A 23,780-nucleotide genomic window follows, 5' to 3' on the forward strand; every position below is an offset into this window, starting at 1 on the left:
TACTTGTCCATAAATTTATGAAATGAAAAAAACGCTCAGTTATTTGATAGCGGTCTTGATTCTATCTTGCTCTGCACCTAAGCATGGGGTGGTAGACTCCGCACATGAGGTAGATTTCACTTTGGCCTTTGGTTCCTGCAATAAGACAGAACTTCCTAATTTATTATGGGACGATATAGTTGATTCTAATCCTAATGTTTGGATTTGGGGTGGAGATAATATTTATGCGGATACAGATGATATGTCCTTATTGCGTGCAATGTACGATGCCCAACAGGCCGTACCTGGTTATAGCAAACTGGTCAATGTCACAGAGGTTTTGGGCACATGGGACGACCATGATTACGGTTTAAACGATGGGGGCGTAGAATATACCTCTAAAGATGAAAGTCAACAAGAATTTTGGAACTTTATGCGTGTTCCTATGCAAAGCCCGTTAAGAACCCAAAAAGGGGTCTACCGTACCAAGGATTTTAATATAGATCAGGGCAGCATTAAAATCATTATTTTGGATACCCGATACTTTAGAACCCCTTTGACCCCTGACCATGAAACGAAGAAACGTATTAAACCTAATGAATATGGTATTGGAACTATATTGGGAGAAGGGCAATGGGTGTGGTTAGAAAATGAACTGCTCCATTCCAAAGCCGATTTTAATATTATCGTAAGCAGTATTCAATTTCTCTCACGGGAGCATGGTTTTGAAACTTGGGGGAACTTTCCCCATGAAGTAGACCGTTTGGAGCAAACTATCGTTAAGTCCAAGGCCAAAGGGGTTGTCCTATTGTCCGGTGATAGACACATATCTGAATTTTCAAGAAAAAGCCTTGACGGAATGGAGTATCCGCTTATAGATTTTACAAGTAGTGGTCTTACCCATACTTATAGAGGATTTACGGGAGAACCAAACCCTTATAGGGTAGGCAAGGTTATTTTTACGGAAAGTTTTGGTCTTTTAAATTTCAATTTTAAAGCAAAAAAGATTGATTTTCAGATTGTTGGTGACGGTGGAGTGGTGCTCGAGAAAATGGAACAAGTCTTTTGAATAGTTGTCAGTTATGGGGAAAAATGTATTTTTGCGCAAAAATTAAGATATGAGTACGAATAGAACATTTACTATGATTAAGCCAGATGCCGTTGAAAATGGACATATAGGGGCTATATTGGAAAAGATTACCGCTTCTGGATTTAAAATAGTGGCCATGAAATATACGCAACTTAGCTTAAGGGATGCGCAAGAATTTTATGGTATACATAGAGAGCGTCCTTTCTTTGGTGAATTGGTTGAATTTATGACTAGAGGACCAATTGTTGCCGCCATTTTGGAGAAAGAAAATGCAGTGGAAGATTTTAGGGCATTGATAGGTGCAACCAATCCTGCGGAGGCAGCGGAGGGTACCATTCGTAAACTGTTCGCTACGGATATTGCAGAAAATGCGGTCCATGGTTCTGATAGTGATGAAAATGCAGCAATAGAAGGTGCATTTCACTTTTCAGGAAGGGAAATTTACTAAGTTATAATAGGTTATAAACAAAAGAACCGGCCTATTAGGCCGGTTCTTTGTTTTAATAAGATTTAATAATGGTTTAAGGTTAAACAATCTTTTACCGTAAGATCAATTTTTTTATAAGTTCTTTTCCCAATTCCTCGTTCATCATGGTAATGATTTTGGATTTTCCCAAACTTAGTTCTTCACGTAGAACGGAAGAGGAGAGCGATATATAAAGTGTTTCGTTCCTGAGTTCAACAGCGGTAGTGTAATTATTTACCCCGTTACCCATTAACCTCACCCATGCATCCTTTGCATTCACCTTATCCATTCCTTTTTCCAATTTGTTTTTCTGGATAAAAGCGGAAAGGGCTTCTTTCATTGATAGGTTATCGTTTTGTCTTTTTGACATTATGGTGTAATGTTTATTGGTTCAAATCTTTGATAATGATAAATAATGCCTTCTTCGTTCCTAACGGAAAAAAAATCTTGGCTAATTGAAAGTAAAGCTTCTCGCCAATGGGTAAGGTCATTATTGTATTCCATAAAAATGGAATCGTTCTGCATAAGGATCTTGAACGGCTCTGCATCATTGGAGGTTACAAAAGAACCATCAAATTTTGGCTGTACTTTTTTACGAAAACCGTTTAAGCTATCTAGCGTAATATAATCTACCATACTGTTAACCTTATATTCCTTTTTTGTGCCATCGGTAAAGCGTACTTCCTTAATTTCCCAATAACCATTTAAGTTTGGAAGGTCTTTGGTATCCACGGCGGTGCTGCAGGAAGTTGCTAGAAACAATGTTAGTAACGCTATATAACGCATGTTTATAATTTAAAGATTTTATAGGACTGATGAATTTTTTTTACCACATCCTCCGTTCGATCGGCATGGGTGTCGCTTATAAAGATCTGGCCAAAATTTTCATTGTTCACCAAAGATATAATATGTGCAACACGATGCTCGTCCAATTTATCGAAAATATCATCCAAAATTAAGATTGGGGTAGTATTACTTTGCGATTTCATAAAATGAAATTGGGCAAATTTAAGGGCGATTAAATATGATTTTTGTTGTCCTTGGCTCCCAAATTTCTTAATAGGATATTCGTTGATCTCAAAGTTAAGGTCGTCCTTGTGTATACCTACGCTCGTATATTGTAGCGCTCTGTCCTTATCCAGGTTTTTTTCCAATAGATCAATTAATCCATTATCCAAAAGCTTACTGTTATAGGTGAGCCTTACATGTTCGTAGCCACCGGTAATTGCCCTATACTGCTCCTGAAAGATGGGAATAAAAGTTTCTATAAACGCGGTTCTCTTTTCAAAGATTGCGGTACCATACGTGGCAAGTTGCTCGTTATATACTGCTAATGTGTCCTTATTGAAGGTTCTGTTGGCCGCAAAATACTTTAGGAGTGCATTGCGCTGGGACAATATCTTATTATAATTGATCAAGTGTTGTAGATACCCCTTGTCAGATTGTGATATGACCCCGTCCATAAATTTCCTGCGCGTATCACTTCCCTCAACAATGAGGTCACGGTCTGCAGGGGAAATTATGACCAAAGGCAAAAAACCAATATGGTCGGAAAAACGGTCATAAGCTTTTCCATTGCGTTTAATTATTTTTTTATTGTTCTTCTTTAAGCTGCAAACGATCTTTTCTTCACGGTCGTCTTTCTCAAATAATCCGTCAATGACGAAAAAATCGGTGCCATGTTTTATATTTTGGGAGGAAACAGGGTTAAAATAACTCTTACCAAAGGATAAATGATAAATGGCATCCAGAATATTGGTTTTGCCAACCCCATTATCACCCACAAAACAATTAATCTTAGCATCGAACACTAATTCTTTTGATTCGAAATTTTTATAATTGATTAATGATAATTGTCTCAGTAACATTAAAATTCTTGAATTTGGGATTTATTAGGCGATAACTACCCTATAATATCCAAAAATAACGAATAAATACACCATTGGATTTCAATAAAAACTTTATTTTTGCGCGACCAATAAAATTAGAGATGGCTACATATAAGAAAAGAGGATACAAACCTGAAACAAAGGCTGAAAAGCAAGAATTCGATGAGCAAGAAAGTACTACCGCAGAAGTATTTAGTTCCTTGGACGAAGGGGCTTCAAGGTCAGAGGAGTGGGTTTCTAGAAACCAAAATTTTATATTGGGTGCTATAGGGGTTATTGCAATTAGTGTTTTGGGATATTTGGCCTATAGTCAATTTGTGGTAAAACCAAAGGAGACCAGTGCGGCTAACGAAATGTATTATCCCCAGCAATACTTTGATCAGGCGTTGACAAGTACAACTGCCAAAGATTCATTGTTTACATTGGCTTTGGAAGGTGCAGAAGGTAAGTACGGCTTTAAGGATATTATAGAGGAATATAGTGGTACCCAAGCTGCAAACTTGGCAAACTATGGTGCCGGTATGTCCTACTTGAATATGAACAAATACCAAGAGGCAATCAATTATTTGGAAAACTTCAGTTCCGACGATGCCATATTGGGGGCACTTGCCAAAGGCGGATTGGGTGATGCCTTTATGCAATTAGATCAGCCGGAAGATGCCTTGGGATATTATGAGGCAGCAGTGGCCCACAGTACCAATGATTATACTACGCCTAAATTTCTTTACAAGGCAGGTGTTACCGCTCTTGAAATGGGTGATAAGGACAAAGCTTTGGGCTTTTTCCAAAGAATAAAGGACGAGTATCCAAAATCTGAAAATGCCGGTAGTATCGATGCATTTATAGGAATGGCTAAAAGTGGTGCATAATGGCTACGATCAATAAAAATTTATCAGTTTACGATAAAGCAACAATCCCAAACGCGAAAGGACTTCGGTTTGGGATTGTTGTTTCTGAATGGAATTCCCAAATTACGGAAGGACTTTTTTCGGGTGCCATGGAGGCATTGTTAGATTGTGGGGCAACGGAAACGGATATTTTACGGTGGAATGTTCCAGGTAGTTTTGAACTTACCTTTGGTGCAAAAAAAATGATCCAAACGCAAAAAGTAGACGCGGTTATTGCCATAGGTAGCGTAATACAGGGTGAGACCAAGCATTTTGATTTCGTATGTGATGCAACCGCCCAAGGAATTAAGGACCTGAATGTTTTAATGGATGTACCCGTTATTTTCTGTGTACTTACGGATAATAACATACAACAATCCATTGATCGCAGTGGTGGAAAACATGGCAATAAAGGTACTGAGGCTGCCATAGCCGCCATTAAAATGGCTGCTCTAGGAAACTAGCGCTTTTCTGTTTATTTACTTATTTGTTAACTGATTATAGATTAGTTCTACAGTCCATATAGCTGTTAACAAATTTTGGCATTCCTTTAGGGTGCTATTTTTCTATTTTAAGTAACTTTGGTATTATGGGGATGTTGAGTAAAATAACGAGGTTACGAAAAAACAGGCAGTTTGAATATAATCCTAGGTATTACGATAACAAGGATAAAGCCAACCCCTACAAAATAGAACCAAAGTTCGATCAGTTTAGAAGTACCTTACATACCTCTAGGGGACTTAAAAATAAAATCAATAGTGCACTTGAAGATACCAAAAGAAAGGGTGATCGGAACATTAAAATAAGAATGGCCGTAATTTTGGCGGTACTCATACTTATTTTTCTCTATATTATTGATTTTGAACTCTCAATTTTCTTTTCTTAATAATGGCCGATATTATTAGATTATTACCAGACCATGTAGCGAACCAAATTGCTGCAGGAGAAGTGGTTCAGCGCCCATCATCCGTAGTCAAGGAGTTGTTGGAGAATGCCATAGATGCAGGCGCTACTGAAATAAAACTTATAATTAAGGATGGGGGTAAGACTTTGATTCAGGTAGTTGATAATGGTAAAGGTATGAGCGGTACCGATGCCAGGTTGAGTTTTGAACGCCATGCCACATCTAAAATCCAGAAGGCAGAGGACTTATTTAATTTGCATACCAAAGGTTTTAGGGGAGAAGCACTCGCTTCTATTGCGGCAATCGCACATGTAGAGATGCTTACCAAGACTGAAGATGATGAAATAGGCACCAAAATTAAGATAGAGGGTTCCAAGGTCGTAACTCAAGAAGTGGTGGTGGCACCTAAGGGTACCTCCATGTTGGTTAAAAACTTGTTTTTCAATATTCCCGCCAGACGTAATTTCCTTAAATCCGATCAGGTAGAGTATAGGCATATTACAGACGAGTTTCATAGAATTTCATTGGCGCATCCTCAAGTTGCATTCAGTTTTTACAATAATGGCAGTGATGTTTTTCAATTGCCCGGCAATGATTTTAGAAAGCGTATTGTCCATATATTCGGCAGGAAAACAGACGAAAAGTTAGTGCCTGTAGAAGAGGATACACAGGTGGTAAAAATATCGGGTTATATTCAGAAACCTGAATTTGCCAAAAAGAGTAGGGGAGAACAGTTCTTTTTTGCCAATAATCGATTTATAAAAAGTCCGTATCTGCACCATGCCATTTTAGGTGCGTTTGAAGGGTTGATACGTCCGGGTACGCATCCTGGTTATTTTTTAAATTTAGAGGTTGATCCCGGTACCATAGATATTAATATTCATCCTACTAAAACCGAAGTGAAGTTTGACGATGAGCACACTCTTTACGCCATGCTAAAATCTGCGGTGAAACATAGTTTGGGCCAATTTAACGTTATACCTGCACTTGATTTTGAGCAGGACCAAAATTTGGAAACTCCATATGCCTACAAAGGTAAAAAAGTTGGTATTCCACAAGTTGTCGTAGATGCTTCGTTCAATCCGTTTGAAGAGGTCAAAAAATATAAAGGCGGTACTTCTGGAAATTACACTAAAACAAGTGCCAAGGGTTGGGAAAACATGTATGCCGGTCTAGAGGTCGCCGTAGATCATCCTAGCAATAATAATAGTACTTTGGAATTTGAATCTGAAGTCGTGAACAGTAGTATTTTTGAATCTGATAATGAAGCGGCGGACCATGTAACCCACACGTTTCAGTTACGGAAAAAGTATATTATTACCACTATCAAATCCGGTATGGTGGTCATTAACCAAAGCAGGGCTCATCAGCGGGTATTATATGAGAATTTTTTAAAGAACATTACCATAAAGGAAGCGGTAAGCCAACAGTTGTTGTTTCCCTTGACCTTGTCATTTACCCCAAGTGAAATAGAAATATTAGATGAGATAAAGGATAATCTTTGTACGGTTGGTTTTGTATTTGGAGAGGTGTCCAATGAAGGTGTGGAAATCAAGGGTGTTCCTGTACTGGTAGCAGAAAGCGAGGTGCAGATGATCATGGAGCAGCTTATGTCAGATTTTCAGCAGGAAGTTCCAGGAGATAGTTTTTCACAAAGTGATATGTTGGCAAAAACATTGGCCAAAACGCTATCCGTAAAAACGGGAGAAACCTTGGATGAATTTTCACAGCAAAAACTGGTCAATGACTTGTTCGCCTGTAAGGAATCTACCTTGAGCCCGTTTAATAAAAAAGTATATATAATGATTACAGAGAACGATATAGAACGAAAATTTATATAAATGGGTAGATTAACCGAGACCATTAAACATTTGCTAATAATAAACGTACTGTTTTTTATTGCAACGAATATGTACGGAGACCAAATGTACGAGTGGTTTTCGCTGTATTTTCCTAAAAACGACCATTTTCAATTATGGCAAATTGTTACCCACATGTTTATGCATGGTGGGTTTATGCATATTTTATTCAACATGTATGCATTGTATGCATTTGGTTCACCTTTGGAGCGTATGTGGGGTAGAAACAAGTTTTTGTTCTTTTATATCTCAGCAGGACTTGGGGCGGCCTTGATTCATATAGGTGTCAATTATTATTATTACGATGCGGGTATGAACGCTCTTTTGAGTGCAGGGTTGACTGAAAGTAATATTCTGGAAATTATCAATAGTGGGCAGTATAGTACGCAATGGTATGAGATTGCAGGTAAATCTACCATAGATAACTTTTTGGGAGCCTTTAATACTCCAGTAGTGGGAGCTTCTGGGGCCATCTATGGAGTTTTGGTGGCCTTTGGTATGTCTTACCCTAACAGTGAACTATTTTTATTGTTTTTACCAGTACCAATTAAGGCCAAGTTCTTTATTCCGGTTTTAATAGCTTTAGATTTATTTTCTGGGGTAACGGGCTATAGTTTGTTTGGTCAAGGTATTGCACATTTTGCCCACGTAGGTGGTGCATTGTTCGGTTTCCTAATGATGTGGTACTGGAAAAAAAATCAATTTAATAACAATAGGTGGAATTAAATTATGGCACAACCGGATATAAGATATCAATGGAGTAGATTAAACGTAGCTGAAAAGCTTATTGCCATAAATGTACTGGTCTTTGTCGTCAACGGACTTGTACCTTTTTTATTGGGGATTTCTAAAAATAGGATTGTACAATGGTTTGAGCTACCCAATAACTTGATGGATATTGTTTATCAGCCATGGTCCATCATTACCTATTCATTTTTTCATGGAGGCATTGGCCATCTGTTCTGGAACATGTTGCTTATATATTTTGTTGGTAGAATATTCCTTAACCTTTTTGATGCCAAGCGTTTTTTAACGGTATACCTTTTGGGGGTCATTCTAGGAGGGCTGACATTTGTACTGGGCTACAATATATTTCCTGCTTTTTTTAATACCAATGCATATTTGATAGGGGCTTCTGCGGGGGCCAGTGCGGTTCTTATTTTTATTTGTACCTATTTGCCAAATCAAGAAGTTAGACTCATTTTTTTTAACGTAAAGCTTTGGATGGTAGGTGCCGGGGTGGTTCTCTTGGACCTGATTCAGTTGCCCATAAGTAATTCCGGTGGACATTTAGCACATTTGGGAGGTGCTTTTCTAGGATATTTTTATGCCAGTCAGTTGTTGAAAGGTACGGATATAGGTTCCGGTTTTTCAAAATTAATGGACAATGTGGTCAACGTGTTCAAGACCACAGGTAAAAAAGCCCCTATGAAAACGGTTTATAAAAACAAGAAGAGAACTTCTAACTTTGGGTCTTCTCAGGATTATGACAAAAAAACGCATCAGAAAAAAATAGATGCCATTTTGGATAAAATCAGTAAGTCCGGTTATGAGAGCCTTTCCAAAGCAGAAAAGGATTTTTTATTTAAAGCGGGCAAAGAAAATTAGTATATGCGAATATCTTCATTTTTCGCTAAGATCATGTTTGCTTTAAACATGATTTTTTTCCTCATTCTATTGCTGGCATGTATTGTACCATATACAGCATCAGCAAGTTTGGCTTTTGTAAGTTTGGCCGTACCGGTTTTGGTGTTCGTGAATATGCTGTTTTTTCTTTATTGGCTTTTTAAGTTCAATATTAGAATGCTATTATCGCTCTCGGTCCTAATTTATGGATATTTTGCTTTGGATACGTTTGTAGTATTCAATAGCATTGAAGAAGTGGAAGATACTTCCAATACCCTATCCATTATGAGTTTTAATAGTTTAGGGTTTAGGGGAAAGGAAGATGAGTGGAAGAGTACGGCTGGGGATACCATAGTAAAATTTATACAACGAGAGAATCCGGATATTGTTTGTTTTCAAGAGTTCGATTATAGAAAAATACGGTCGCACTTTTTTGAAGAATACCCGTATAAATATGTTGATTTTAATTTTGATGTTGACGAGGATAAGGTAATTCAGGCAATTTATTCAAAACACAAGATCATCAATAAGGAAATAATTGAGTTTCCCGAGTCATCTAACAGTGCGGTTTATGCAGATGTTATAGTTCAAAAAGATACTATTAGGGTCTATAATTTACATTTAGAATCCTTAAACATAAGACCTTCCAATATTAAGAGGGAACGATCGGATAAATTGTTCGTAAGACTACGAAACTCTTTCTCCAAGCAACAACAGCAATCTACTATTGTGCGCAGCCTTATCAATAAAAGTCCATATCCTTTAATTGTCTGCGGAGATTTCAACAATACGCAATTTTCCAATTCGTATTTTACCATAAAGGGTAGTTTAAACGATACTTTTTTGAAAAAGGGAAATGGATATGGCAAAACCATTAATTTTTGGAAATTTCCTTTTAGGATAGATTTTATTCTGGTAGACCCCGTTTATGAAGTACTGTCTCATTATAATTATGAAATAAATCTCTCTGATCATGAGCCTATTATGGCTACGATTAAAATTGGGCACGAATAAAAAGGCAATCTACCGTATCTGCCAGAATATGCAGTAGAAGCGCCAAACCGTAAATTCTAGTTTTTTTAAACGTAAATAACAATATATAAATAGCAATGGCTATATAACTGTGCAACGGATGAAAGTCTATACTGCATCTATTTGCCTGAAACATTGGGGTGGCCAAAACGTGATCAAGATCAATAAGTATTCCTGATAAAAGAATAAGCGTAGCCAGTAATCTATTTTCCTTATAAAAATAAAAGGCGATAACTAAGGGTACTATAAAATGTATGCCGTAGTGGGCAATAAATCTAACCATGTGTTTTAGGCAAAATACCTTGCTTCAAATAAGTCAGTGCATTTGGACCCAAGTTAAATAAGAGGTCCAATATGCTTAAATTAGGGATAAACCCATGCCGATCGCCAAAAACCTGGGTGTAAGGTTCAAAATGTAGATCATGGTCTAATTTGGCATTTACCAAAAACCTGTAGTCCTCGTATAAAGCAGGTTTGTCTTCGTAAGAGCTGGTTGTTTCTGAGGGCATTTGTAATTGAAGGCAATCTAATATTACTTCAATGGTCTTTAAGTTAAAATCCATCAACAAATCAAAAGGCTGGGTGTATAGCGGTCTTATCTCATCTTCATAGAATTCAAAAAAAGGAGAGGTTCTATAAGCTGTTTCCAATGTTCTCCAATGTTGGCGTTGCCAAGGATAAGTGTGGTCCAATGCCACTGACTTATAGCGTTGTCTTCCAAATTCTTTCCCTACATGAACAATTGGTATGCTTAAAATATGCTTTCCGCGATCTGTAGAAATATATGTCCTGTTCCTAAAAGTCTGCTTTTGGTAATTATCCTCTAGTTCCCAGCAGATACTTTCATTTGCGATTAAACTAAATGTATGGATATTGGGAAAATATGTAGGATGAATTAGTTTCATCTTCATTATATATTTTTAATTACGTCAAAGTATATTTATAATGATCAGGTAGTTACGTTACAGTCGCCTAAACTACTTATTTAAACCTATTTTGATTTTTTTCGTTTCCAGAACCAATTTCCAACAAAATAAACACCTAAAAGAATCAAGAAATATTTGAAATAGGATTGTGGTTGTCCTTCACCGTTAACGGTGGTGAATATGCGGTCCCATCTAGGTTTCCATTTCCATATTTTATTCGGGTTTCCATTTGCATCGACAAAATTATCAAAGCTCATCCAAATGAAGATAGGGGTGCCTACAATATGGTTTTCAGGTACATAGCCCCAAGCCCTACTGTCTTCTGAATGGTCCCTATTATCACCCATCATCCAATAATAATCTTGCTGAAAGGTATAGGTGTCCGTTGGTGTGCCGTTAATACTAATCTGATTTCCTGCAACGGATATTTCGTTGCCTTCATACTCCCTTATTATTTTTTTATAGAGCGGTAATACTTTTAAATTTAAATCTACGGTAGCCCCTTTTTTAGGAATATAAATTGGTCCCATTTGACTATAGTTCCAAGGATAGTCCGTACTCTGTGGAAATAAATTGGTTCCTCTTTTACCTTTGGGCTGGACATTTTGAACCACAGAATCTATGCTAGAATCTGACTTAAGTGCCCTTACCATATCAGCGGTCAAGGGAATAGTTCGTTCCCGATCCGTTACTTCTTTCAAGGATAGTCTATAATTGGAAATTACATTGGCCGGTATCCCTGAACTACCGGTATATAATTCTATTTGCCCATTGGCGGATTGATTAAAGCCTACCACATAACCTTGTAACCCATTGACCTGCTCTTGATTTATGGGTCCTGAAATGTACTTACGGGTAAAACTGGTTATACCTTTTTGCAACAGTAATCTGGAAGAAACTCCTTTAGCACTATAAATGGTATAATCAAACTGTGGTTTGGCACTTCCAGGTAATTCCAATTGTTTGCCATCTATAAATACATAGCCATTATGTACTTCCAACGAATCCCCTGGGAGTCCTACACAACGTTTTACATAATTTGATTTTTTATCAATTGGCTTTTTTACCCCTTTTTCTTTTTTAAAGAATACACGGACCGTATCTGCCGGCCAACTGAATACTACAATATCATTACGGTCTACCTTGGTAAAACCGGGCAGCCTAAAATAGGGTAATTGTGGTTTTTTTAAGTATGAAGGTGTTCCCAATATGGGCAAGGTGTCATGCACCATAGGTGCTGCAACCGTTGTCATTGGTGTTCTTGCCCCATAATGAAACTTACTTACAAAAAGGAAATCACCGATGCGCAATGTACGCTCCAACGAGCCCGTAGGTATTACGTAGGGCTGTATAAAATAAGTGTGAACCAATGTAGCGGCCACAATAGCAAATAGTATGGAACTTATCCATTCTCCCGTTGCTGTCTTAGGTTGTAAGCTGCGATCTTGAATATAGGATACTTCCAAGGAATAGTTTACGTAATAAATATAGAAACCAAGGGTACCTATTACTATCCATGTCTCCAACGTACTGTTTCTTCCAAAACTTCTAATGGTCTCCACCCAAATTACCGGGAACATCAATAGATTGATAATAGGTATGAAAAGCAAAATAACCCACCACTTAGGTCTTTTGATAATTTGCATCAACACTATTGCATTATATACGGGAACTGCTGCCTCCCAAGCTTTTCTTCCTGCTTTGACGTAAAGTTTCCAAGTGCCTAAAAAATGTATGACTTGAACAATTAAAATAAAAATTATCCACTGGGTTGCATTCATATGTTTTGTTTTTATAATCAAGACCCACTGCTAACCACAGTGTAAGGCATCAATGATCCATCAGTCTTTACAACTATCTATTGTTACGTTTTTTAACCAAGGTTTAACACATCGCGCATGGAAAATACACCTTTTTTGCCAACAATCCATTCCGCAGCGGTTACTGCACCAAGCGCAAATCCTTCCCTGTTATGGGCAGTATGCTTTATCTCAATGCTATCTATGTTGTTAGTATAATCTATAGTATGTGTACCCGGTGTTTGGCCAATTCTTTTTGCCGTTATCGGTATTGTACCTTGGGTATCCTCGTCTAACTTCCATTGCCCATAGTCAGAATTTTCAATAATACCTTCTGCCAAAGTTATGGCTGTACCACTTGGGGCATCTAATTTTTGAGTGTGATGGATTTCCTCAATGGAAACTTTATACTCGGGAAGGTTTTGCATCATTTTTGCCAAATAGTTATTCAGTTCAAAAAAAATGTTCACCCCTAAACTAAAGTTAGATGCATAAATGAATGCACCATTGTTCTTATTGCAAAGTGACACCGCATCATCATAGCGATCCAACCATCCTGTAGTACCGGATATGACTGGGATATTATTGTTCAAACAGGTGCTAATATTGTTATAGGCGGCATTGGGCATACTAAAATCTATTGCCACATCCATGGCATCAAAATCAATTTGTTCTGTATTTTCATCAATTCTTGCCGCAATTTCATGACCACGAGATAAAGCTATCTGCTCTATCATCTTGCCCATTTTCCCATATCCAAAAAGTGCGATTCTCATTCTTAAAATTTTATAATTAAGGCCATACCATAATTTGGGCTGTTGGTCACCTGATTTAAGTCAAAGTAAGGTTCAAAATCTATACTTAAATCATCGTCAATATTAAATTGTTTTAAATGTGCATCTACATTGGCATCCACAATATTCAACGCATACATGCCAATGGCAACTACCAACCACAGGTCGCGGTCACTTTGAAACCGTTCCTGTTGATATTCCAGGTCATCTTGATCTAAATCTGGTGGATCACCCGGTAAATTATCATTGTTGATATCATAATATTCATCGTCCGTAAAACCGGCCAACCTTCTTTTAAATGCAGTTCTAAAGCTTTGATAATTGTCATTGTTCCAAGTGTAAGCATATATACTTCCACCTATGGCACCATAGACTAGAGGTACTTTCCAATATTTTTTATTGTAGACTTGACCTAGTCCGGGAACCAATGCGGAATAAAAAGCGGCTTTACTCGGCGCTAAGGGTTTAAATTCCCGTTCTGTTTTTTTTAATGCAACAGAATCATTGATTACCACAACTTCATTCTCACGTATTTTTGGTACGCTATCCGTTACCACTGTAGGTACGGTTGGTTCCTCTTCTTGCGCATAGCAAAAACCTGATACTATTAATAGAAAAGTTAAAAGGGATAGCTTGCTACGCACCTGTAATCAATTTTTTGATACGGTCAAATTCTTCTTGTGATTTAAAAGGAATAGTAATTTTTCCCTGTGCCTTATCCGAAGCTTTAATGTCCACTTTCACGGAAAGGGCATCGGTAAGTTCCTTGATTCCTTTACGTACAAAAACTGCGGGGTCCTTTTTTTCCGTTTTCTTTACTTCTTTTGAAGATTTATCAGAAGCGTCCGTATGGTAGGATTTAACTGCACTTTCAGTATCCCTCACAGAAAGGTTGTTGGTAATGATTTTTTCATAAAGTGCCAACTGATCCTGTTTCTTGTCAATATTGACCAAGGCCCTGCCATGCCCCATGCTTAAAAAACCATCGCGCATACCTGTCTGGATAATTGGGTCCAATTTCAACAACCTTAAATAGTTTGCTATGGTAGACCTTTTTTTACCAACACGGTCACTTAATTTTTCTTGGGTAAGGTTAATCTCATCTATCAATCTCTGATATGAGAGTGCTATTTCAATAGGGTCTAAATCCTGGCGCTGAATATTTTCGACCAATGCCATTTCCAAAGACTCCTGGTCATTTGCAATACGTATGTAAGCGGGTATGGTTTCCAGTCCCAACAGTTTGGATGCACGAAACCTTCTTTCACCAGAAACCAACTGATATTCGTTAAAACCTAGTTTGCGAACCGTTATGGGTTGAATAACACCCAATTCTTTTATAGAAGTAGCCAATTCCTTAATGGATTCGTCATTGAAGTTGGAGCGTGGTTGAAAAGGATTTACCTCTATATGCTCCAAATCCAGCTCAATAATATTGCCTACTACCTTATCTGCATTTTTATCGGTTGCCGTATTAATATCATTTTCCGGATCTTTTAAAAGAGCCGAAAGTCCTCTACCTAAAGCTTGTTTTTTTGTCGCTTTTGCCATATTAAACCGTCTGCTTATTTTTTTTGACTATCTCATCTGCCAAATTCAGATAGTTGGTCGCTCCCTTGCTAGAAGCATCATATTTAATAATACTCTCCCCATAACTTGGTGCTTCGCTCAATCGTACATTACGCTGTATAACCGTATCGAATACCATATCGCCAAAATGTTTTCTTACTTCATCTACCACTTGGTTGGACAATCGTAACCTAGAATCATACATGGTCAATAACATTCCTTCTATATCCAATTCCGCATTATGCAATCGTTGAACGCTTTTTATGGTATTCAAAAGTTTTCCCAATCCTTCAAGGGCAAAATATTCACATTGTATAGGAATTATTACCGAATCTGCTGCAGTAAGTGCATTCAAGGTCAAAAGACCCAAGGAAGGGGCACAGTCTATAAGGATAAAATCATAATCGTTCTTAAGGTCCAAAATGGCCTTTTTCATCATATATTCCCGCTCATCCTTATCCACTAGTTCTATTTCAATGGCCACCAAATCTATATGTGCCGGGATAAGGTCTACATTTGGGGAAGTGGTTGGTATAATCGTCTCCTTTGCACTCTTAGTATGTTCCAATAATTGGTAAGAGCCCAATTCCACTCCATCTACATCTATTCCAAGGCCAGATGTGGCATTGGCCTGTGGGTCAGCATCGATCAACAACACTTTTTTTTCCAATACACCTAGCGAGGCGGCTAAGTTCACTGTAGTGGTAGTTTTACCTACCCCACCTTTCTGATTGGCTATAGCAATAATCTTGCCCATATTTAAAGTAAGTTAGGCCGTAAAAATACAATTATTTACGGGGCTTATGAAAGGATTTTGTTAACACTAAGTGAATAATGAAATTGAATTCATTAAAAAAGCGTTAATTTATTTAAAATGAACGGCTTATGTTTTGTAGTATACGGCCTTTAAATTTCTTTCAACAACTTATTAAGCATGCAATTGTCTACTCCTTTTCCTTTAGTTTTAGGCTATCCTCATATTCAATTAGATAGATTTCCTCATTCTTTTTTTTAAGGTAGTACTCTTCTCTGGCAAATTTTTCCAATTCCCCTTCACTTGAGAGTTTTTCTATAATCTTTTTATCCTTTGCAATTTCCTTTTTTAAAAAATCCTGGGTTTTTTCCAATTTCTTGATTTCTTTCCTCAACTCTAAATGGATCATTAAGGAGTTGGTGTCAAAAAAAAGCATCCAAATAACAAAAGCGGAAAGTACCAATACATACATATTGGTCACTACCTTAAACCACTTCTTTTGCTTTAGATCTTTGAACGACATTAGGACTGCATTAATTTTTCGTTGATTATACTCTTTACGATTTCAACGGCAACCGTATTGTATTTATTATTTGGTATTATAATATCCGCATATTCCTTGGTTGGCTCAATAAATTGCTCGTGCATAGGTTTTATTATGGCCTGATACTTCTCTAGGGTCTCATCTAAATTCCAACCTCGTTCATTTACATCTCTTTTTAATCTGCGAATTAGTCGCTCATCCGTATCTGCATGTACAAAAATCTTAATGTCGAACATCTTTCTGATTGCAGGGTTCGTCATGATCAAAATACCTTCTACGATAATTACCTTGGTAGGGTGGGTAAGGATTGTTTTGGCCGTTCTATTGCACTCTAAAAATGAATACACGGGCTGTTCAATGGATTTGCCGTTTCGCAATGCATTTAAATGCTCTTCCAAAAGTGCAAAGTCAATAGAATTAGGGTGGTCAAAATTGGTTTTTCTTCTTTCTTCAAGTGATAGATGTGAGAGATCATTGTAATAGGAATCTTGGGAAATTACACCCACTTCCTCATTAGGTAATTCATTTATAATTTGATTTACTACCGTTGTTTTTCCACACCCGGTCCCTCCGGCTATCCCAATAATCAACATATCAATTGCTTTGATGCAAAAATACATATTTGAATATCAAAAATGCATAAAACTTAAAATTCAACTTTTATTAACACCCCTTGAGATGGTAAGCCTTATTTTTGCATGATGCAACAAGAACATACAAAACCAAATTTTGAATTTGTAGCATTAATGGCTTCGTTAATGTCCATTGTGGCACTTACCATAGATGCAATTTTACCGGCAATGGCAGATATTGGTATCGCAATAAACAGTTTGGACCCTACGCAAAATCAACTGTTGGTCACCATGATTTTTCTTGGACTGGGTGTAGGGCAGTTGTTTTTTGGACCTTTGTCAGATAGTTTAGGGAGAAAACCAATTGTCTATTTTGGATTTATCATCTTTTTTATTGCCAGTATCATTTGTTTGGTGGCACCAAACCTTGAAATTATGCTAGTAGGCAGAATTTTACAGGGTGTTGGACTTTCTGCGCCCAGGACGATAAGTATATCCATTATTAGGGATACTTATCGTGGAGACTATATGGCCAAGATCATGTCCTTTGTAACCGCATTTTTTATTTTGGTGCCTGTTGTGGCACCGGCCATAGGAAAAGCGGTAATGGGGTATACAGGTTGGCAGGGCATTTTTTATATGCAATTGTTCTTTGCCCTAGTCGTAGGCATTTGGTTTTTTAAGAGACAACAAGAAACATTGAGTCCTGCTTACAAAGTTCCATTTTCCTTTAAAGTGTTCATCAAAGGGACCAAGGAAATATTCAAGTATAAGGAAACTGTTTCCTGTACAATTATTTCCGGACTTATAACAGGGTCTTTTTTGGTGTATTTAAGTTCTGCCCAACATGTATTTGAAGACCTTTATGGCCTAACGGATACTTTTCCTTACGTGTTTGCCGGCCTGGCATTGTCCGTAGGACTTTCCACATTAATGAACGGCACTTTGGTACTACGTTTTGGCATGCGCAACCTTTCGTTTATGGCTTTGGTAGCATTTACGACAATAGCGTTGACCTATAGCATTTTGTTCGTAAATTCCCATGACCCTAATATTACCATACTTTTGGTTTTTCTATCGCTCTTGTTTTTGTGTCTTGGTTTTATTTGGGGCAATATGCGCTCCATTGCCATGGAACCAATAGGCCATATAGCAGGTATAGGAGCGGCAATAACCGGTTTTGTATCCACTATTTTGTCCATTCCTATTTCTATCTTTGTAGGTAGTTTTATAAAAGATTCCGTTTGGGCCTTGTTTGCAGGCTTAGGTATTTGCGGACTACTTTCCGTAGTGTTGTTCATGACCTTTAAGACTAGGCCATTATTTGCCAACAACCATGCGTTTTCCAAATAATATAACTAATATTTTCTAGTAGCATCTGGCTGTGCCGGAGATTTAACGAATTGTAATTTATACGTTATTCTGCACTGTTCGCACGTTAAGTTGTTGGTATTGATGAACATATATTTTCAACTTCATTGTTTAAAAGGCTTAATGTTGAGAATTGTGAAAAACACATCCGTTTATTTTTTACAACTGTTTCTTATTATCATGGCTTGTAAGAATATGGGTAGAGAATATTTTGAATAGACCGTTCATGTGCTAGGTCCAAATTATAACGCGGGCATGGAGCCCGATATCAACTTGAAAATGCTTTGAATTATAACGAACCACCAGATTGGCTTTTTTTAGGAAAGGCATCGCCTAGGAGGTATTCAAATAGAAGCTGGCTTACCAAGATGTAATAAGAACGTACAAAGAAGACTTAGTTAGACTTTCTAAAAACGGAAGGGCTTTACACGGATTAAAACTGGCTTATCAAAATCTAAATAATGTATAAAGGGTAAAAGAAATTGAGGGGCAAATAATTCAAAGTTGGGAGAATGGTGATATTGCTATATCTATTTCCCGTATAAAATAAAATTCGCCAGACCCATTTTTTAAATCTGGCTGGCGAAATTTACACTTAAAACTTTTTCTATTATTTGAAATTATAGGGCATTATCCATAATTTCTTGAACAACTTCTGGATTTAGAAGTGTACTTGTGTCTCCAAGGTTGCTGGTATCGTTACTTGCAATCTTGCGTAAAATGCGGCGCATAATTTTACCACTACGCGTTTTTGGCAAGCCAGGAACAAACTGGATTTTATCCAATTTTGCAATTGGCCCTATCTGTTCGGTAATCTGTTGATTGATTTCTTTTCTTAAATTATCCCTATCCCTACTTTCTCCCGTCTCTTTTAGAATTACATAACCATACAGGGCGTTACCCTTGACATCATGTGGAAAACCTACAATTGCGGACTCTGCTACGGCAGGGTGCTCATTAATGGAATCCTCTATTGGTGCTGTTCCAAGGTTATGCCCGGATACAATGATAACATCATCGACTCTACCAGTAATTCTATAATATCCTACAGCATCCCTTAGGGCTCCATCACCCGTAAAATACATGTCTTCATAAGCGCTAAAATAGGTGTCTCTATAACGGTCATGATTGCCCCAAATAGTACGGGCAATTGAAGGCCATGGAAATTTAATACAAAGTCGGCCATCTACTTGGTTCCCTTTGATTTCTTTCGCATTTTCATCCATTAAAGCAGGTTGAATACCAATAAATGGAAGCGTTGCATACGTTGGGGCCGTTGGTGTTACATATGGTATTGGGGTAATCATAATACCACCGGTTTCTGTTTGCCACCAGGTATCAACAATAGGACTGTTTTTCTTCCCCACATTATTATTGTACCAATGCCATGCCTCTTCATTGATGGGTTCGCCTACAGATCCTAAAACCTTTAGGCTAGAAAGGTCATGTTTTTCTACATAATCCAGATTTTCTTTGGCCAATGCTCTAATAGCGGTAGGTGCTGTATAGAACTGATTGACTTTATGCTTTTCTACAACTTCCCAAAAACGACCATAATCCGGGTAGGAGGGAACCCCTTCAAACATTAAGGTGGTTGCACCATTGGCCAATGGTCCGTACACTATATAAGAATGTCCGGTTATCCATCCAATATCCGCAGTACACCAGTACACATCATGTTCTCGATATTGAAAAACATTTTTAAAAGTATAGGCGGTATAGACCATATATCCTGCGGTAGTATGTACCATACCTTTTGGAGTGCCGGTTGAACCAGAAGTGTATAAGATAAACAGTGGGTCTTCTGCATCCATGATTTCCGCTACGCAATCCGCATATGCTTCATCTAATAAGGGCTGTAACCATTTATCCCTTCCTTTTTCCATATGTATATCCGTGTCTGTACGTTTTGCTACCAATACATGTTCTACACCTGGACAGTCCTCCAAGGCCTTGTCAACTATACCTTTTAGGTCAATAGACTTGGAACCCCTAAAGGATCCATCTGAGGTGAGTACCATCTTACAGTCACTGTCATTAATTCTGGTAGATAGCGCATTTGCGGAAAAACCTGCAAATACTACAGAGTGGATAGCGCCAATTCTAGCACATGCCAACAAAGCTACGGCCAGTTCGGGAATCATGGGTAAATAAATGCAAACCCTATCTCCTTTTTTAACACCGTGGTCTAAAAGTACATTAGCCATGCGGCATACCCGTTCATGTAATTGTCTATAGGTAATATGGGTTGCTTCTTCCTTGGGGTCGTTAGGTTCAAAAATTATGGCCGTTTTATCTCCCCTTGTGGGTAGGTGGCGGTCCAAACAATTTTCCGTTATGTTCAGTTTTGCCCCTTCAAACCATTTAATCTCCGGTTTTTTAAAATCCCAGCTCAACACATTGTCCCAGCGCTTGCGCCAAACAAAATGCTCTTCTGCAATTTCCTCCCAAAAGGCTTCAGGGTTTCGAATGGATTTTCTATAAACCTGAAAATATTCCTCTAAATGCTTAATGTGATAATTACTCATTGTATGCGTTAATTATATTATTCAAGGATTTTACATCCCTATGGTTGTTGATAAAAGTTGTTTTCAAATCAGTGACCGGTTGCTTCTCCTGCTCCGCTTGGAATTCTAATATTCTCCACAATTTCTTGGACATCTTCCGGCGGCTCAGGTGTAAATTGTAAAACAATGATCGATACTATAAAGTTAGCGATCATGGCAATACTACCAAATCCTTCCGGTGAAATACCAAACCACCAGTCGTCTTGTGTTCCTCCGCCAAACCAACCGAATTTAAATTTAGTCATATAAAAAAGCATAAGTAGAATTCCTACTACCATACCGCTAATGGCTCCTTCCTTATTCATTTTCTTATAAAAAATACCCAGTACAATGGCCGGAAAAAATGAAGCCGCTGCCAGTCCAAATGCCAATGCCACTACGGCAGCTACAAAACCAGGCGGATTAATGCCAAAGTAACCTGCTATTGCGACTGCAACAGTTGCAGAACCTCTTGCCACCCATAATTCTGCCTTGTCCGATATGTTGGGGTTAAATACCTTTTTTACCAAATCATGGGAAACGGAAGCTGATATCACCAACAATAAACCTGCGGCGGTTGAAAGTGCGGCGGCAAGACCACCTGCTGCTACCAAGGCAATTACCCAAGCAGGTAAGTTTGCAATTTCAGGATTTGCCAATACCATAATGTCATTGTCGATCGTAAGTTCATTTTTTTCTTTATCCGCTACATATTGAATTTTTCCATCTTCATTTTTATCATCAAAAGAAAGTAGGCCGGTTTCCTCCCAGTTTTTAAACCAAACGGGCATACTGGAATATTCTTGGTTACTTACCGTATCAATTAAGTTTGTTTTTGCAAAAACGGCTACCGCTGGTGCCGTTGTGTATAGTATGGCAATCAGCAAAAGCGCCAGCCCTGCAGACTTACGTGCATCCTTTACTTTTTTTACGGTGAAGAAACGAACGATAACGTGGGGCAAACCTGCGGTTCCGACCATTAAGGCAAGTGTTATTGCAAATATATCGGTGATGGATTTTGACCCATTGGTATATTCATTAAAACCAAGTTCAGTGGAGAGACCATCCAACTTTTCCAGTAAATAAGTACCGGAACCATCGTTGAGGGTAGCCCCCATGCCCAATTGTGGAATTGGGTTGCCTGTCATTTGTATGGATATGAATATGGCTGGAACCATAAAGGCAAATATCAATACGCAATACTGGGCAACCTGTGTATAGGTTATGCCTTTCATTCCGCCAAGAACCGCATAAAATAGGACAATCACCATACCTATAATTACACCTGTATTGATGTCTACTTGTAAAAACCTGGAGAAAACGACACCTACACCACGCATTTGCCCAGCCACATAAGTGAAGGATACGATAAGTGCGCAGATGACCGCCACAATGCGAGCTGTTTTTGAATAATAGCGGTCGCCTATGAAATCAGGCACCGTAAACTTTCCAAATTTACGAAGGTAGGGAGCCAATAAAAGTGCCAACAGTACATACCCGCCGGTCCAGCCCATTAGATAAACGGAACCGTCATAGCCTGCAAATGAAATTATTCCGGCCATTGAAATAAATGATGCAGCTGACATCCAATCTGCTGCGGTTGCCATGCCATTGGCAAGGGGAGATACGCCCCCACCGGCTACATAAAAATCTTTTGTTGAACCGGCCCTTGACCAAATAGCTATGCCGATATAAAGGGCAAAGGTAAGCCCCACTAAAATATACGTCCAGGTTTGAACACTCATATTGTTGGTAATTTTGGTTGGTTAGAGAATGGTCTAGTCGTTGTATTGGTATTTTTTATCCAATTTGTTCATGAGCCTTACATATACAAATATGAGGATAACAAACACATAGATAGCTCCCTGTTGTGCAAACCAAAACCCTAGTTTAAATCCACCTATGGTAATGGAATCCAAGGCATCTTTAAATAAAATTCCCGCACCGAACGAAACCAGGAACCAAATAGTCAATAAAATGAAAAGATATTTTACGTTCTCTTTCCAGTAAGCAGTTGCTTTCTTTTGTTTTTCTGACATCTTTAAGTTGATTTACAATCCAGTAAATTAGTTAAAAAAGTTCAATTTGGTATGAACAATACTCCACTAGAGGAATCTTTTTTGGCTCCTGTAACAGAAGACAGAACATTTGTTTGTTGTTCTACCCTTAACACTCCCATTAATGCAAATACAAGTGCTTCTTTGAATTCAATGATTATTTTTTCTGGTATAACGATTTCTGTGCCCTGACCTAGCTTGTGCTGTAATATCCTTATAAGGAAAGAGTTTAAAGCACCGCCGCCAGTTACCAATAATCGTTGCGTTTTTTTCTTTGTGTTCAATTTTACCTGTTGTGCTATTTTATCGCACACATGGTGAATGCTGGTGTGGAGTAAATTTTCTATGGTGTCTTCCGTTTCTTCAACGATTGGTACGACTTCTTCCAAAAACCATTCATAACCAATTGATTTTGGATGGGGCAAAAGGTAGTACTGTAAATCGTTCAGTCGTTTTAACATTGTTTCATTTATGGCCCCGCTGCTTGCTAATCTTCCATCTTCATCATATTCCAAATCAATTTTTCTGGTGATATAGTTCAATATCATATTTGCCAAACCTATATCATAGGCAATACGTTTGTTCTTTACCTCAAAGGATATATTGCTAATGCCCCCAAGATTTAGACAGAAGTCATACTCGTCAAAGAAAAGTCGGTCGCCAATGGGGACTAAAGGAGCTCCCTGACCGCCAAGGGCCATGTCATTGGTCCTAAAATCCGCAATAACCTTAATTCCGCTGACATTGGCCAAATGTTGACCTGATCCAATTTGGAAAGTAAGTCCCATCTCCGGACGGTGGTGCGTGGTATGGCCATGACTGGCTATATACTGAACTTCTAAATGATGATCTTTAATAAATTGTAAGGATTGTTCCCCAAGCCATGTGCCATATGTATTATGAAGTTCAATCAGTTTTTCGGCGGATAAACCAATAGCATCTTTAAGTTCAACTAACATTTCCTTGGAATACGATATACTTTTGGAGGCCTTAATTTCAAATTTCCAAGACCCTTTATTTTCCCAAATGTGACAGTATGCCAAGTCCAGTCCATCTAAAGATGTGCCGGACATAAGACCAAGAATTTTATAAACTTTCATTTTAATGATATTTAAA

The 23,780-nt window shown here is 38.0% G+C and carries 26 protein-coding genes; 10 read left to right on the forward strand and 16 right to left on the reverse strand.

Going from position 1 to position 23,780, the window contains the following annotated elements; translation table 11 throughout:
* Window positions 1–22 precede the first annotated feature (22 nt).
* Together JM81_RS18120 and JM81_RS18125 are read left to right on the forward strand one after the other, a co-directional pair.
* A complete protein-coding gene (locus tag JM81_RS18120; RefSeq protein ID WP_144805478.1) occupies window positions 23–1,048 on the forward strand; it encodes an alkaline phosphatase D family protein in 1,026 nt (341 codons plus the stop codon).
* Between the two features lie 49 nt (window positions 1,049–1,097).
* Window positions 1,098–1,517, forward strand: a complete 420-nt coding sequence (locus tag JM81_RS18125) for a nucleoside-diphosphate kinase (protein ID WP_089261802.1) — start codon at window positions 1,098–1,100, stop codon at window positions 1,515–1,517.
* 91 nt (window positions 1,518–1,608) lie between these two features.
* Here JM81_RS18125 and JM81_RS18130 read toward each other — a convergent pair whose 3' ends face one another.
* Genes JM81_RS18130 through recF form a run of 3 tightly spaced genes read right to left on the reverse strand, consistent with a single transcriptional unit; the run spans window position 1,609 to window position 3,403 of the window.
* Window positions 1,609–1,905: a DUF721 domain-containing protein gene (locus JM81_RS18130; protein ID WP_089261800.1), complete on the reverse strand. Its 297-nt coding sequence runs from the start codon at window positions 1,903–1,905 to the stop codon at window positions 1,609–1,611.
* A complete protein-coding gene (locus JM81_RS18135; RefSeq protein WP_144805480.1) occupies window positions 1,905–2,321 on the reverse strand; it encodes a hypothetical protein in 417 nt (138 codons plus the stop codon). The genes JM81_RS18130 and JM81_RS18135 overlap by 1 nt, the downstream gene beginning before the upstream one ends.
* Before the next feature lie 2 nt (window positions 2,322–2,323).
* Window positions 2,324–3,403 (reverse strand): DNA replication/repair protein RecF, encoded by a 1,080-nt coding sequence (gene recF / locus JM81_RS18140; protein WP_144805482.1) that lies wholly within the window; start codon window positions 3,401–3,403, stop codon window positions 2,324–2,326.
* 122 nt (window positions 3,404–3,525) lie between these two features.
* On the opposite strand from recF, the gene JM81_RS18145 reads away from it, so the two are divergent.
* The 7 genes from JM81_RS18145 to JM81_RS18175 all read left to right on the forward strand — a co-directional run bounded on the left by JM81_RS18145 (window position 3,526) and on the right by JM81_RS18175 (window position 9,714).
* On the forward strand, window positions 3,526–4,293 hold the full coding sequence (locus JM81_RS18145) for a tetratricopeptide repeat protein (RefSeq protein ID WP_144805484.1): 768 nt from the start codon (window positions 3,526–3,528) through the stop codon (window positions 4,291–4,293).
* Window positions 4,293–4,775: a 6,7-dimethyl-8-ribityllumazine synthase gene (ribH, locus tag JM81_RS18150; RefSeq protein ID WP_144805486.1), complete on the forward strand. Its 483-nt coding sequence runs from the start codon at window positions 4,293–4,295 to the stop codon at window positions 4,773–4,775. The genes JM81_RS18145 and ribH overlap by 1 nt, the downstream gene beginning before the upstream one ends.
* A 125-nt stretch (window positions 4,776–4,900) precedes the next feature.
* A complete protein-coding gene (locus JM81_RS18155; RefSeq protein ID WP_089261790.1) occupies window positions 4,901–5,197 on the forward strand; it encodes a riboflavin synthase subunit beta in 297 nt (98 codons plus the stop codon).
* A 2-nt stretch (window positions 5,198–5,199) separates the two neighbouring features.
* Window positions 5,200–7,056 carry a DNA mismatch repair endonuclease MutL gene (gene mutL / locus JM81_RS18160; RefSeq protein WP_144805488.1) on the forward strand — a complete coding sequence of 619 codons (1,857 nt, stop codon included), beginning with the start codon at window positions 5,200–5,202 and terminating at the stop codon, window positions 7,054–7,056.
* A complete protein-coding gene (locus JM81_RS18165; protein WP_144805490.1) occupies window positions 7,057–7,800 on the forward strand; it encodes a rhomboid family intramembrane serine protease in 744 nt (247 codons plus the stop codon).
* Between the two features lie 3 nt (window positions 7,801–7,803).
* Entirely contained in the window at window positions 7,804–8,682 is an 879-nt protein-coding gene (locus JM81_RS18170; RefSeq protein WP_144805492.1) for a rhomboid family intramembrane serine protease, read from the forward strand.
* Between the two features lie 48 nt (window positions 8,683–8,730).
* The gene (locus JM81_RS18175; RefSeq protein WP_186435607.1) at window positions 8,731–9,714 is read left to right on the forward strand and encodes an endonuclease/exonuclease/phosphatase family protein; all 984 of its coding nucleotides are present in this window, start codon (window positions 8,731–8,733) and stop codon (window positions 9,712–9,714) included.
* On the opposite strand, the gene JM81_RS18180 is transcribed toward JM81_RS18175, so the two are convergent.
* The 9 genes from JM81_RS18180 to udk form a co-directional block, all read right to left on the reverse strand.
* A complete protein-coding gene (locus tag JM81_RS18180; RefSeq protein WP_144805496.1) occupies window positions 9,695–10,015 on the reverse strand; it encodes a DUF6122 family protein in 321 nt (106 codons plus the stop codon). The genes JM81_RS18175 and JM81_RS18180 overlap by 20 nt on opposite strands.
* Window positions 10,008–10,643, reverse strand: a complete 636-nt coding sequence (locus JM81_RS18185; RefSeq protein WP_315897760.1) for a WbqC family protein — start codon at window positions 10,641–10,643, stop codon at window positions 10,008–10,010. Before JM81_RS18185 ends, JM81_RS18180 begins: the two co-directional genes overlap by 8 nt.
* Before the next feature lie 80 nt (window positions 10,644–10,723).
* Window positions 10,724–12,439, reverse strand: a complete 1,716-nt coding sequence (gene lepB, locus JM81_RS18190) for a signal peptidase I (protein ID WP_144805498.1) — start codon at window positions 12,437–12,439, stop codon at window positions 10,724–10,726.
* 92 nt (window positions 12,440–12,531) lie between these two features.
* Window positions 12,532–13,233: a 4-hydroxy-tetrahydrodipicolinate reductase gene (gene dapB / locus JM81_RS18195; RefSeq protein WP_144805500.1), complete on the reverse strand. Its 702-nt coding sequence runs from the start codon at window positions 13,231–13,233 to the stop codon at window positions 12,532–12,534.
* 2 nt (window positions 13,234–13,235) lie between these two features.
* A complete protein-coding gene (locus JM81_RS18200) occupies window positions 13,236–13,895 on the reverse strand; it encodes a DUF5683 domain-containing protein (RefSeq protein ID WP_186435608.1) in 660 nt (219 codons plus the stop codon).
* On the reverse strand, window positions 13,888–14,802 hold the full coding sequence (locus JM81_RS18205; protein ID WP_144805502.1) for a ParB/RepB/Spo0J family partition protein: 915 nt from the start codon (window positions 14,800–14,802) through the stop codon (window positions 13,888–13,890). The genes JM81_RS18200 and JM81_RS18205 overlap by 8 nt, the downstream gene beginning before the upstream one ends.
* Before the next feature lies 1 nt (window position 14,803).
* Window positions 14,804–15,577: a ParA family protein gene (locus JM81_RS18210; RefSeq protein WP_089261770.1), complete on the reverse strand. Its 774-nt coding sequence runs from the start codon at window positions 15,575–15,577 to the stop codon at window positions 14,804–14,806.
* A gap of 187 nt (window positions 15,578–15,764) precedes the next feature.
* Complete coding sequence (locus JM81_RS18215) at window positions 15,765–16,097, reverse strand: FtsB family cell division protein (protein ID WP_089261768.1); 333 nt, start codon at window positions 16,095–16,097, stop codon at window positions 15,765–15,767.
* Window positions 16,097–16,711, reverse strand: coding sequence for a uridine kinase (gene udk / locus JM81_RS18220; RefSeq protein ID WP_089261918.1), 615 nt, complete (start codon window positions 16,709–16,711; stop codon window positions 16,097–16,099). The genes JM81_RS18215 and udk overlap by 1 nt, the downstream gene beginning before the upstream one ends.
* Window positions 16,712–16,819: 108 nt before the next feature.
* On the opposite strand from udk, the gene JM81_RS18225 reads away from it, so the two are divergent.
* Entirely contained in the window at window positions 16,820–18,043 is a 1,224-nt protein-coding gene (locus tag JM81_RS18225; protein WP_144805698.1) for an MFS transporter, read from the forward strand.
* Window positions 18,044–18,681: 638 nt separating this feature from the next.
* On the opposite strand, the gene acs is transcribed toward JM81_RS18225, so the two are convergent.
* The 4 genes from acs to JM81_RS18245 all read right to left on the reverse strand — a co-directional run bounded on the left by acs (window position 18,682) and on the right by JM81_RS18245 (window position 23,764).
* Complete coding sequence (acs, locus tag JM81_RS18230) at window positions 18,682–20,589, reverse strand: acetate--CoA ligase (protein WP_144805504.1); 1,908 nt, start codon at window positions 20,587–20,589, stop codon at window positions 18,682–18,684.
* 68 nt (window positions 20,590–20,657) lie between these two features.
* Entirely contained in the window at window positions 20,658–22,352 is a 1,695-nt protein-coding gene (locus tag JM81_RS18235; protein WP_144805506.1) for a sodium:solute symporter family protein, read from the reverse strand.
* Between the two features lie 33 nt (window positions 22,353–22,385).
* Window positions 22,386–22,646: a DUF4212 domain-containing protein gene (locus JM81_RS18240; protein ID WP_144805508.1), complete on the reverse strand. Its 261-nt coding sequence runs from the start codon at window positions 22,644–22,646 to the stop codon at window positions 22,386–22,388.
* A 41-nt stretch (window positions 22,647–22,687) separates the two neighbouring features.
* Window positions 22,688–23,764 carry an anhydro-N-acetylmuramic acid kinase gene (locus tag JM81_RS18245; protein WP_144805510.1) on the reverse strand — a complete coding sequence of 359 codons (1,077 nt, stop codon included), beginning with the start codon at window positions 23,762–23,764 and terminating at the stop codon, window positions 22,688–22,690.
* Between the last annotated feature and the right edge of the window lie 16 nt (window positions 23,765–23,780).

This window comes from Maribacter sp. MAR_2009_72, from assembly GCF_007827235.1.
Classification (GTDB): domain Bacteria; phylum Bacteroidota; class Bacteroidia; order Flavobacteriales; family Flavobacteriaceae; genus Maribacter; species Maribacter sedimenticola.